Source organism: Capnocytophaga sp. oral taxon 412 str. F0487, from assembly GCF_000271925.1.
In the GTDB taxonomy this organism is placed as follows: Bacteria; Bacteroidota; Bacteroidia; order Flavobacteriales; family Flavobacteriaceae; genus Capnocytophaga; species Capnocytophaga ochracea.
Map to the genome: position 1 here is coordinate 1 of NZ_AJZR01000010.1, position 12,272 is coordinate 12,272.

Annotated in this window: 10 protein-coding genes; 2 read left to right on the forward strand and 8 right to left on the reverse strand. The window is 41.5% G+C overall.

Annotated features, from left to right (window positions below):
• Positions 1 to 216: 216 nt before the first annotated feature.
• Both HMPREF1321_RS12375 and HMPREF1321_RS01680 read left to right on the forward strand, forming a co-directional pair.
• Positions 217 to 393: a hypothetical protein gene (locus HMPREF1321_RS12375; protein WP_009421082.1), complete on the forward strand. Its 177-nt coding sequence runs from the start codon at positions 217 to 219 to the stop codon at positions 391 to 393.
• 172 nt (positions 394 to 565) lie between these two features.
• Positions 566 to 2,008 carry an arylsulfatase gene (locus tag HMPREF1321_RS01680; protein ID WP_009421086.1) on the forward strand — a complete coding sequence of 481 codons (1,443 nt, stop codon included), beginning with the start codon at positions 566 to 568 and terminating at the stop codon, positions 2,006 to 2,008.
• A 112-nt stretch (positions 2,009 to 2,120) separates the two neighbouring features.
• On the opposite strand, the gene HMPREF1321_RS01685 is transcribed toward HMPREF1321_RS01680, so the two are convergent.
• The 8 genes from HMPREF1321_RS01685 to murD all read right to left on the reverse strand — a co-directional run bounded on the left by HMPREF1321_RS01685 (position 2,121) and on the right by murD (position 11,848).
• Positions 2,121 to 3,404: an MFS transporter gene (locus HMPREF1321_RS01685; protein ID WP_009421083.1), complete on the reverse strand. Its 1,284-nt coding sequence runs from the start codon at positions 3,402 to 3,404 to the stop codon at positions 2,121 to 2,123.
• A gap of 143 nt (positions 3,405 to 3,547) precedes the next feature.
• Positions 3,548 to 4,141, reverse strand: a complete 594-nt coding sequence (locus tag HMPREF1321_RS01690) for a thymidine kinase (protein ID WP_009417664.1) — start codon at positions 4,139 to 4,141, stop codon at positions 3,548 to 3,550.
• 3 nt (positions 4,142 to 4,144) lie between these two features.
• Positions 4,145 to 5,164 (reverse strand): DUF3078 domain-containing protein, encoded by a 1,020-nt coding sequence (locus HMPREF1321_RS01695; protein WP_009411224.1) that lies wholly within the window; start codon positions 5,162 to 5,164, stop codon positions 4,145 to 4,147.
• Between the two features lie 541 nt (positions 5,165 to 5,705).
• Positions 5,706 to 7,415 carry a 1-deoxy-D-xylulose-5-phosphate synthase gene (locus HMPREF1321_RS01700; RefSeq protein WP_009421081.1) on the reverse strand — a complete coding sequence of 570 codons (1,710 nt, stop codon included), beginning with the start codon at positions 7,413 to 7,415 and terminating at the stop codon, positions 5,706 to 5,708.
• A gap of 175 nt (positions 7,416 to 7,590) precedes the next feature.
• Positions 7,591 to 8,136, reverse strand: a complete 546-nt coding sequence (locus tag HMPREF1321_RS01705) for a CopD family protein (protein ID WP_009421084.1) — start codon at positions 8,134 to 8,136, stop codon at positions 7,591 to 7,593.
• Between the two features lie 85 nt (positions 8,137 to 8,221).
• On the reverse strand, positions 8,222 to 9,253 hold the full coding sequence (hemH, locus tag HMPREF1321_RS01710) for a ferrochelatase (protein WP_034575478.1): 1,032 nt from the start codon (positions 9,251 to 9,253) through the stop codon (positions 8,222 to 8,224).
• A 25-nt stretch (positions 9,254 to 9,278) separates the two neighbouring features.
• Entirely contained in the window at positions 9,279 to 10,511 is a 1,233-nt protein-coding gene (locus HMPREF1321_RS01715; protein ID WP_009421080.1) for an FtsW/RodA/SpoVE family cell cycle protein, read from the reverse strand.
• A gap of 2 nt (positions 10,512 to 10,513) precedes the next feature.
• Positions 10,514 to 11,848, reverse strand: coding sequence for a UDP-N-acetylmuramoyl-L-alanine--D-glutamate ligase (gene murD / locus HMPREF1321_RS01720; RefSeq protein WP_009421085.1), 1,335 nt, complete (start codon positions 11,846 to 11,848; stop codon positions 10,514 to 10,516).
• Positions 11,849 to 12,272 lie beyond the last annotated feature (424 nt).

Genomic DNA, 12,272 nt, shown 5'->3' on the forward strand with positions numbered 1-12,272 from the left:
AACAAGGCTAAAAATGGTAAAAACGGGGTTTCGAGGCGAAAGAAAGAGAATCCTCACCCCGTCCCTCTCCCAAGAAGAGGGGGAATGTAGGGACGGAAAAGGGAAGAAATAATTAGAGAATTAGCAAATTAGAAAATTAGTAAATGGGGAAGTATGAGCTCTTAGGCAATAGGCAGTAGGGGAGAAACCTCCCCCTAGCCCTCTCAATGAGGGGGAATGTGGCGAGTCATTTATTCGGTAAGCCCCCGAACCCCCGAAGGGGGACAAGCTGGAAAAGGAGACAAACCTCCTCCTTTACGCATACTCTGCTATCTTTGTGCACATACTCAGTTGTCGCTGGCTATCTTCAAAAGGGAAATTGTAGCGACCAAAGGGGAGTTATCAGATGTTTGAGAGAGACTCGCAGGAGAGGGACAATAGAGACGTAAGGGGAGTTGTGGTGATGATCATATCGGACTAATGTTGATTAATGTGAGTTTGATAGTCTATTTTATTGCTAATTGTAAATTGTTTTGTATCTTTGTCGCATTAATGATTAACCATTTATAACTCATTATTAACTATTATGAAACATTTACTATTAAGCCTTTTAGCTTCCTTATGCACCATAGGAGTCAAGGCACAAGAAAAACTTCCTAATGTTATCTTTATTTTGGCTGACGATTTAGGTTACGGCGATATAGAGCCTTACGGTCAGCAAATTATCAAAACACCCCAACTCAGCAAACTCGCTGATGAAGGAATGAAGTTTACTCAGTTTTATACAGGTACATCTGTGTGTGCGCCCTCTCGCGCTTCGTTTATTACAGGGCAAACTACGGGTGAAACGCACATACGCGGTAATGAAGAAGTGCGTGAGCCAGTAGATGGGCAAGCACCTTTACTTGCTAACGACCCATCGGTAGCACAACTTTTTAAGAAAGCAGGCTATAATACGGGTTGTTTTGGTAAATGGGGTTTAGGTATCGTTCCTTCCGAAGGGAATCCGCTAAAACAAGGGTTTGATACTTTTTTTGGTTATAACTCGCAGTTCCGCGCTCATCGCCGTTATCCTGCTTTCTTGTGGCACGACAATGAAAAGGTGCTCATTCCCGAAAACGGAAACTATGAGCGCCAAGAGGTTTATGGCGAAGACCTCATACAAGAAAAAATATTGGATTATATAGGCAAACAAACAGCTGAAAAGCCTTTCTTTATGTGGCTTACTTATACACTTCCACACGCCGAATTGGTAGTGCCTCACGACAGTATTTACGCTTCGTACGAATATCTCCCCAAGAAACCTTATAAAGGGGTGGATTACGACAAGATTACTCCTAAACCTTTTGGCTGGGCAGGTTATATGTCGCAACCGCATACTTATGCCACTTATGCGGCTATGGTGAGTCGGTTAGACAAGTATTTGGGAGAAATACGCAAGCTCCTTAAAGTTAAAGGGCTTGATGAGGATACCATTATTATCTTTGCGAGCGACAATGGGGCACATCGCGAAGGTGGTGCTGACCCTAAGTTCTTCAACTCCTCAGCAGGATTGAGAGGTATTAAACGCGACTTGTACGAAGGCGGTATACGTACCCCTTACATTGTGTATTGGAAAGACAAGATAAAGGCAGGTAGCGTAAGCGACCACATAGGGGCTTTTTGGGATATGATGCCTACCTTTGCTGAGATTACGCATCAGAAGTATGTGCCTAATAGGCATCAGGTGTCGTTTTTACCTACGCTTTTAGGGAAGAAACAACAGCAACAGCATAAATACCTTTATTGGGAGTTTCACGAAATGGGAGGTAGACAAGCAGTGCGTTATAAAAACTGGAAAGGAGTACGCCTAAACGTGAATAAAGATAAAAACGCTCCTATTGAGTTGTACGACCTTACTACTGACCCTGCTGAACAGCACAACCTCGCCGAGAAATATCCTAAGATAGTGAAGAAAATAGAGCGATTTATGGAACAAAGCCATACACGCTCAGAGCTCTTTCCTTTTGATTGGGAGACAAAGAAATAAAACTTACTAAGGAGGAAGAATGATAACTTAAAAGCCTTTACCTAATCAGTATTTAGGTAAAGGCTTTTAAGTATTGATATTATAGACTTTAAAAATGCTCTAAGAAGCAGGTTTAATGAGCTTTTTTATCTATTTTATTCTGCTTGGAGTCATAAGTAAAAGGCACTTTCCAAGTGATTAATAGTGCAGGAATAGTGCAAATCATTACCAATAAGAAGAAGTGTTGATATCCTAAATATTTACTGAGGAAACCACTAATCATACCAGGAACCATCACTCCTAAGTTCATCAGGCTATTGGCGAAAGCATAGTGAGCCATTTGGTATTTACCAGGAGCTATTTGTTGCATCATAAAGAGGGTAAGACCTACAAAACCGAAGCCATAACCAAAGTACTCACCTACAATTCCCAAAGCGATAGTAGGCAAGTGAGAGGGCAAGAAATAAGCAAAAAGTAGATACACTACAAATGGAATATTAAAAGCACACGCCAAAGTGAAAAGAGCTTTGCGCAACCCTACACGAGAGACAAAATAGCCAGCTGAAATAGAGCCTACAATAAAAGCAATAACTCCCGCAGTACCGTATACTAAGCCATATTCTTGTTCGGTGAGCCCTAAGCCTCCTTTATCAGTTTTAGCAATGAGGAAAAGAGGGGCTATCTTCATAGCTAATCCTTCTGCAAAACGGTATAAGAATATAAAAAACAAATAATAAAAAATATATTTCTTTCGGAAGAAAGCTACAAAAATACCCCATAGTTCTTTCATTTTTACATTAAAATCACCGGCTTGCTGAGGTTTAGTATCTTTTGGCAAAGCATAAAGGTGATATAGACCTACGAGACCTAAAATAGCAACACAAATGCTAAGAATCAGTTGCCAAGAAGCAATTACACTCATACCTTTTGCTTTTACGAGCCAACCTGCTAAGAAGATAAGACCACCATTGGCAAGCACTTTTGCTAAGTTATAGAAAGCACCTTGCCAGCCAGAATATACACTTTGGGTAGCTGTGTCCAATTGTTCCATATACATTCCGTCACCTGCAATATCGTGAGTAGAACCGCTAAGGGCAATCACTCCTAATAAGGCTAAACACACAGTGAAAAAGTTAGGCAGAGGTAACGAAAAGACAATACAACCGAATAAAGCTGCTGATACTAGTTCGGTAATGACAATATATTGTTTTTTAGTACCATAGAGCTCCATTATTACACTGATAATAGGTTTTAATGACCAAGGTAAGATGAGTAAAGAAGTCCAAAAAGCGTTCTGGTCGTCAGGAATACCTAATCCTTTGAAGATAATAGGAAAAACTAATGAAAGCATCACAAAGGGAAGCCCCATAGCGAAATAGGTGGTAGGCACCCAAGTAATAGGATTTTTCTTTTTCATAATGGTTGTTTATATTACTTCATTTTAAAAATCAGACAAAAGTACAAAATAATTACAAATTGGCAAGTTAGCAGATTAGCAAGTTTGAAAATACCCTAAATATACCAAAATAACTTATCAATTAAGTACTTTAAGTGCGGTTATTATTCTTTTGTTTTCTTAGCATTCATTGCTTTATAGAAGGCAGCGCGACTGAGAGGCTCATAGCTATCGGCTTCTCCTAACAAGCGTTGCTGGTCGTTAGAAACTTTGCGAAAACTATAATTGGCGAGGTTGCCAGTACGTGTACAAACAGCGTGTACCTTAGTAACATACTCGGCAGTAGCCATTAAGAAGGGCATAGGTCCGAAGGGCTTTCCTTTATAGTCCATATCGAGTCCTGCTACGATTACACGTACCCCGCGATTGGCGAGCTCATTGCACACGTGTACTATCTCGTCGTCGAAAAACTGTGCTTCGTCTATGCCTACCACATCGCAACCATCGGCAAGAAGCATAATGCTGGCAGCGGCTTCTACGGGTGTAGATGGAATTTCATTGGCGTTGTGCGATACGATATTGGTATCATCATAACGCGTGTCGAAACTGGGTTTAAATATCTCTACCTTCTGTTTTGCAAATTGGGCACGACGTAATCGGCGAATCAGTTCTTCGGTTTTGCCTGAGAACATCGACCCGCATATTACTTCTATCCAGCCTGTCTTTTCGTTGTCGTTTACTGTATTCTCTAAAAACATCACTTAAAAAGTATATAGTACTCCTACTCCTAATACTTGCTTGAACTGAGTGCGTGCTCCATAGTTGTGCACTTCACCATTAGGTGCTTTGTAGGAATAAAACTTTACATCGTCGTCGTATTTGATATGCACCCCTATACGCGCTTGCACGTAGCTATTTACCTTCAAGTTGAGATTAGTTTCCCAATCCACATCTATATTTCCGAAGTTTTTAAGGTAATCGCCATAAAAGTTGAAGGAAGTATTGAGTATCATATTCTCCATCACTTTCTTGTCCCAGCGACCGGACACTGAAAAACCGAGTTCGTTATGAGTACGCTTACCTTTCTTCAGAATAGTACCGTCAGGAGCACGCTGGGCTCTTTCTACCCCGAAAGCACCTTCATCGGCTAAACGTTGGTCGAGTACAGCAGTAGTTTTAAGTGTGATAGGTGAAAGGAAAATACTGAATTTTATCTTTGAAGGAGCATATTCAGTACCCAAACCAAAGGTGATATAAGCAGGGGCAAAAAATTTGGAGATAGGCTTTTCTACATCGGGATAGTTGTACCCGTTGCTGATTTGTGAAAGAAACTGATAGCGCGCCGTGTAATACCAAAACGACTGTGAGTCGCCTCGATAGCCAAACGATGAGATGAGTGAGAGTTTATCGTCGGTTTTGCGCACTTCGCGTCCTTTTTGAGCATTAATACCGTAGTTGATTTCTAATTCGTTGTCCCAAAAGAAAGTGCGTTCGGTATAACGACGACGGAATTTGGCATTAAATATCCCCGAAATAGAACTTTCTCCTCCTGCACTCCAATTAGAAAAAGCTACCTCGCTCATATTAAGGCTCACTTGATTAAATTTGAACCATTTTTGTTGTGCTAATTTAAAACGGTTGAAAGTGAACTTTAACGCTTCGGTATCTTTCATTACCTTTACCGTATCGGACTTTACAGGGGCTTCGTACGTTCTTGCTTTGCGCACTTGCCCAAAAGCGGTAAAGGAGGTAAGAAACAGTAGAACAATGAGTTTTTTCATACAGAGAATCGTGCTAAATATTTCAGGGGGCAAAGGTAATGATAATTTGCTAATTTGGCAATTAGCAAATGAACTAATAAATGTAAAATGGAATGAATATAGCTGGTGAATGCTTGACAGACAAAGCGTAATGAAAATGTAATAGTAGGGGAGAGGTATAGAATGAGAAGTAATTATCAGATTAGAAAATTGGAAGCTTGACAGATTGCTGAAAAAATCTTAATGTTTGTTAAATGTATGTATTTTTTTCAATTATTAAAAAGAAAAATACAACATAGTCTCTTACACTGTAAAAAGAGTTAAAATGTTATTATTCATTTAAATAAAAGATTTATCATACTTGTCTCTTCACTGAAGCTTAACCGAAGGAAGAACGAACCTAAGACGAAGGAAAGACGAACCTAAGACGAAGGAAAGGTGTTAGTTAGTTGAATGTCAATAGGAAGAAAGGGCTTTTAAAACTGTTGAGGGAAAAGTGTTAAAAACGTGAAATGGTTGAAGAAAAAGCAGTTTTTGTTCTTTCACACATTGGCTTATTTTGTCAATCTGCTAGATCTCTAATTTTTAAAAACTCTTCTTTGAGCGTCTCTACTTTGCCGTGAGGAATAAAACTATCAGGAAGGGTGATAATTTTCAGCGGAGTGGTATAGCTGTGCTGGGTAGCAAATTCGGCTACCGCACTGCCTAAACCGCCTGTGCTTCCTTCTTCTACTGTGATTACTTTTTTATAAGAACGGAAGATATGATGTAGCATCGCCTCGTCCAAAGGTTTGAGAAAACGGGCATCGTAATGGGCATATTTTTCGGGTTCAGCAGTTTGAGTGAGCTGTTGTTGTACATTTTCGGCAATGGCGCCAATGGTGAGTACGGCTATCTCGCTACCTTCTTTTAGCTGTTCGCCTTTGCCTATAATTAGCTGTTGAAAAGGTTGTTGCCAATCGGTTTGTGTACAACGACCACGAGGATAACGAATCGCAATAGGGTGCTCGAGCGATTGCTGGGCGGTATAAAGCAAATTGCGCAACTCGGTGGCATTACGCGGTGAAGCGATAATGAGGTTAGGAATAGGGCGTAAGAATGCCATATCAAACACTCCGTGATGGGTGGCACCGTCTTCGCCTACGAGTCCTGCACGGTCTATACAGAATATTACGGGCAGGTTTTGGAGGGCTACATCGTGGATAAGCTGGTCGTAAGCGCGCTGTAAAAATGTGGAATATACCACACAGTACGGTATAAAACCTTGTGTAGCCCAACCGGCAGCAAAGGTAACCGCGTGTTGTTCGGCAATACCCACGTCCATTACCCTATCGGGGAATGCCTTTTGCATAGCCGTGAGTCCGCTACCACTACTCATTGCAGGGGTAATGACAACTATCTTGGGGTTCTGCTGGGCGAGTTCGGTGAGGGTTTGCCCTACTACGTCTTGATATTTAGCAGGGAGAGCAGAGTTTTCAGGCAGAGGGTTGCCTGTGATTTTATCGAATTGTGAAGGGGAATGGAAAAATACTTGTGAGGCTTCGGCTTTGGGGTATCCTTTACCTTTGGTGGTGACTACGTGCAGGAGGCGCACTCCACTGGCTTGCTTTTCGGCTTTGAGTGCCGAGATGAGCGCGGGGAGGTTGTGCCCGTCTACTACGCCTTTGTAGGTAATCCCCAAAGCACTAAAAAAGGCACTGCGGGTAGCGTGTTCGGTTTTCAGTTGGGCAAGGTAATGAGAGAATGCTCCTACGGTGGGATCGATAGCCATTGCATTGTCGTTCAGTATAATGAGCATATTGGCATCGGTGGTGCCTGCATAGTTCAGAGCCTCGAAAGCCATACCACTCACAATAGAAGCATCACCTATCACGGCTATATGTTGTCGCTCTTTATCGCCTGCCAAAGCCGATGCCATTGCCATACCCAAGACAGCAGAAAGAGAGGTAGATGAGTGTCCCGTACCAAAAGCATCGTACTGACTTTCGTCTCGTTTAGGAAAACCACTGATACCTTCTCGCTCACGTATATGCGTAAAAGCCTGGTTTCTACCGGTGAGGATTTTATGAGCATAACTCTGGTGCCCTACGTCCCATACTAGTATATCGTGAGGAGTATCGAACACATAGTGCAACGCAATAGTAAACTCTACCACTCCGAGACTTGCACCTAAGTGCCCACCTCGTGTAGCAATAACCTCTATAATGCGGTTGCGGATTTGTTGCGCCAGAGCAGGAAGAGAGGTTATAGGAGTATTTTTTAGTTGTTGCATATTAAGCTTACGCTATAGAAATTCAACAAAGAAATTAAAAAGGATAAGGTTTGTGCCTTAGAAATCAAACAAATCTATTCAAATCAAACAATTAAAAAAGAAGTGTAGATTGTATTTGAAACTTTGGCTGAGTTTGCGACGCACTCATTGACTAAAATGTTAATTTTCAAATATGCTAATTCTTTCCTTTATTGACCAATTTCACTACTAACATTATCAGAGCCCCCATTGCTACAAAAGCTATTAAAGAAAAATACCAATAGGTAATGAATAAGCCTTTTAGTATCACGGCAAAAACCACCACAAAGAGGATAATTGTCGCTACTTCGTTGAGCATTCGCAGTTGTACCGAAGTAAGAGAGGCGCGCCCCGCTTGGAGTCGTTTCATTATGCGCCAAGAATAGTAATGATATACAAACAAAAAGGCGATGAATAGCAGTTTGACGTGAAACCATCCTTGTTTAATAAGCGTCCACTCGCCATCGTCGTATAGCATATAGAGTCCGCTAAGAGTCATCAGCACCAGCGCCGGCACGGTAATGATGTTCCACAAGCGCTCTTCCATAAAGCTGAATTGTTTGTGGAGAATTGAGCGTTCGGGGTCATCTTTTTCCAAGGCTTCGGTGTGATAGATAAATAGTCGCACCATATAGAAAAGCCCTGCGAAGTAGCTCACTACAAAGATGATATGTATGCTTTTAGCAATAAGGTAATCGGTCATTAGAAATATTTTAAGCGTTTCAGATTACAAAGATAGGAATTAATTAGCTAAAATTAAAAAAGAAGTCGTCCGAAAAGTTTTAATCTTATCTTTCATCTCTTGTCTCTTCATTAATCCAAGAGGAGAGAGCTTGTACCCACAGGTCGGAGTCGTTGAGGCAGGGAATCATTTTAAAATTTTCGCCACCATTTTTGCGGAAAGATTTACCTCCTACTATTTCTATTTCTTCGAGAGTTTCTACGCAATCGGCGACAAAGGCAGGAGCGATGACCGCTAATTTCTTTACACCATTTCGGGCAAGTTCTATAATTTTATCGGAAGTGAAAGGGGTAATCCACTTATCCTTTCCCAAGCGCGATTGAAACGCTTGTGAGTATTTTCCTTTTTCTAATCCTAACTTTTCTGCCAATAAGCGAGTAGTCTCAAAACAATGACTGCGGTAGCAGTGCCTTCCTTCTTCGCTGTAAGGGTCGCAACAAGTTACACCTTCTACAATGTGTTTGTGTGCAGAGGTAGGTGTGGTTTTGTAGAGATGGCGCTCGGGTACACCGTGATAAGAAAAGAGCAAATGGTCGAAAGGAGCTGTCCCTAAATGAGCGCGTACTACCTGCGCTAAAGCCTCGATATACTCGGGGCGATGGAAGAAAGCAGGAAACTTGGTGAGGCGCATATTAGGATAAGAGGCTTTGATGAGTTTTTCGGTGAGGACTTCAATGGTTTCGGTAGTAGCCATTGCGTATTGAGGATAAAGAGGAATGAGGAGTACTTCATCAACTCCTTTGCTGTGTAATTCTTTTAGTGCATTGGCGATATTTGGGTTGCCATAGCGCATAGCTAATACTACGGGTACAGAGACTTTACGCTGTACTTTTTCAGTAAGCCAACGACTAATGACAATAAGAGGAGAACCTTCGCTCCACCATATTTTTTGATAGGCTTTACTGGTTTTAGGTGGACGCGTATTGAGAATAACCCCGTGTACCAAAGCATAGCGCAATAGGTAAGGCAGGTCGATGACGCGTTCGTCCATTAAAAATTCTTTTAGATATCGTTTAATGTCTTTTATTGCGAAGGAATCGGGTGATCCTAAATTTACGAGTAATACTCCTTTGGGCATTTTTAGTTAAGTGAAAAGTTAAAAGTTAATCGCCTGTGCGGTTCGCATTTTTCATTTGTCTGAGAGCGCTTTCAGCGAGTTCTTCCTCTACGTCAGCTTCGGGTTTGTCTTTCTCCATCTTACCGTCTTTGCGCTTTTGGGCACTTACGGAGAGAATACACCCTAAGGCTAAGCACGTCATCCATAGTGATGTACCCCCACTACTGATGAGAGGTAGGTTCTGCCCCGTTACGGGAAAGAGTTCTACTGCTACTCCCATATTAATGATTGCTTGCAAGAGTATTGGGAAACCTAAGCCTAATACTAATAACTGTCCGTAGAGGGTAGGTGCTTTTTGTGAGATGACTACAATGCGAATGAGCAATAGTATGTAAAGCACCATTATAACGATAGCTCCTAATGAGCCATATTCTTCGGTGATGATAGCATAAATAAAGTCGGAGGAACTTTGAGGGAGGAAGTTTTTCATTGTGCTTTTACCTGCTCCTTGTCCCATTATACCTCCTTTGGCAATAGCCATTTTGGAACGTTCTATCTGATAGCCTTCTTTGTTGTCCTCGCCTCCCATAAACGATTCGATACGACTCATCCAAGTATCTACCCTATTGGGGAAAGCTTCGGGGAAGGCTTTTACTACTAATAAGAAAAGTGCAAGGAAAACAATTGCAATGCCTATAGCTGAAAAGATATGTTTCATTGGGAAACGACCCAAGAAAGTGAGCATCAGCACTGAGCTGAGGATTAGCATTGCGGTGGATAGGTTAGAAAGAAGCACTAAGGCTGCAATCACTCCTACGGGCATCCACAGGGGTAAGATAGTTTCTTTGAAAGAGAGTTTTTTGCCGTAGTTTTTAGCTAAATAAGAAGCTACATAAGCCATCAGCATTACCATTGCGAAGGTGGAGGGCTGAAAGGAGAAACCCCCTACGCTGAGCCATCGACTGGCGTTTGCCCCTTCGATGGTGCTTCCAGAAAGGTTTGCAAAGATGAGCAGGAGCACCGCTAAGATAAGCCCCAGTTTAGAAGCGGGACGGAAAAAACGATAAGGTGTACGATGTACGATATAAAGAGTGAGATAGCCGACCCCTACAAACACCAAGTGCTTGATGAGGTAGCCAAAAGGAGTACCCTTACCCACTACATACACTAAGTTGGTACTGGTGCTGTACACCGCCAAGAAGGAGAAGAGGGTAAAGACGAGTATGAGCGCCCAAAGGGTTTTATCGCCTTTGATATGTGAGGCTATCCATTCGCGCATTATTACAGTTTCTGAACGGCTGCTTTAAAGAGGTCTCCGCGTTCTTCGTAGTTTTTAAAGAGGTCGAAGCTGGCGCAAGCGGGGGATAATAGTACTGTATCGCCTTCTTGAGCAAAACCTTGTGCTAATTTTACAGCTTCGTCCATTGAGCGGGTTTCGACAAGCGTGCCTATTGTGTTGTAAAACGATTGAATAATAGGGGTATTATCGACTCCGAGACATACAATAGCTCTTACTTTTTCGTGTACATAAGGTAAAAGAGAGTTATAGTCGTTGCCTTTGTCTTGTCCGCCAACTATCCACACGATAGGAGTTTTAATGGTGTCGAGAGCGTAAAATACTGAATTTACGTTAGTAGCTTTGGAGTCGTTTACGTAAGTAACGCCATCTACTACTTTCACCTCTTCGAGACGGTGGGGAGCACCTTTAAAGCCTTTGAGACTTTCGCGCAATGAGTTGTTGCGGATATTTACCAAGCGGGCAGCTACACTTGCTGCCATTGTATTTTTAATGTTGTGCTTGCCACGAAGGCTAATTTCTTCAACGTCGATTTCAGTAGTTTGATTCTCTAACATAATGTATATTTTATTATCTTTTAAGAAAGCTCCTTGTGGGAGTTCTTTCTCTATAGAAAAAGGTATAAGTTTAGATTTTATAGTATGGGTGCTGAGCCACTGTGTAATTACCTCGTCGTCGGCATCATAGATAAGGTAATCATTTTCAGTTTGGTTCATCGCGATACGGAATTTAGAGTTGATATAGTTTTCGAACTTATAGTCGTACCTATCGAGATGGTCAGGAGTTATGTTAAGCAACACGGCGATATGAGGGGCGAAATGCTCTATGCCGTCTAACTGAAAGCTACTGATTTCGAGTACATAATACGGTGGATTTTCGGTAGCTACTAATTCGGCGAAGCTATAACCTATGTTTCCGCCAAGCCCCACTTGCAATCCCGCTTCTTTGAAAATGTGATGGGTGAGCAAGGTGGTAGTGGTTTTACCATTACTACCTGTGATGCCTACAATGAGGCTATCGGTATATTGGCTTGCAAATTCTATTTCAGAAATCACAGCAATGCCTTTTTCGTGAGCTTTTTTGATGATAGGTGCTTTATCGGGGATACCTGGGCTTTTCATAATCACATCGGCTGAGAGAATTTTCTCTTCGGTGTGTGTGCCTTCTTCCCACTGAATGCCTTCTTTGTTAAGAGTTTCGCGGTAGTGAGGTTTTAGGGAGCCTTTATCGGAAAGGAATACTTCCCAGCCTTTTTGCTTACCGAGAATGGCAGTTCCTACACCACTTTCACCACCTCCTAATATTACTAAACGTTTCATTGATAAAACCTCGTTTTGTTGAGGTGCTTATTATTTTTGGGCAAAGGTACAAAACAAATAAAAATTAGCAAGGGAGAAAGCGAAAAAAAATAAATAATGACAGAAATGAGGAAATGAGGAAATGAGGAAATGAGGAAATGAGGAAATGAGGAAATGAGGAAATGAGGAAATGAGGAAATGAGGAAATGAGGAAATGAGGAAATGAGGAAATGAGGAAATGAGGAAATGAGGAAATGAGGAAATGAGGAAATGAGGAAATGAGGAAATGAGGAAATGAGGAAATGAGGAAATGAGGAAATGAGGAAATGAGGAAATGAGGAAATGAGGAAATGAGGAAATTAGAAAATGAGGAAATTAGAAAATGAGGAAATTAGAAAATGAGGAAATTAGAAAATGAGGAAATTAGAAAATGAGGAAATTAGAA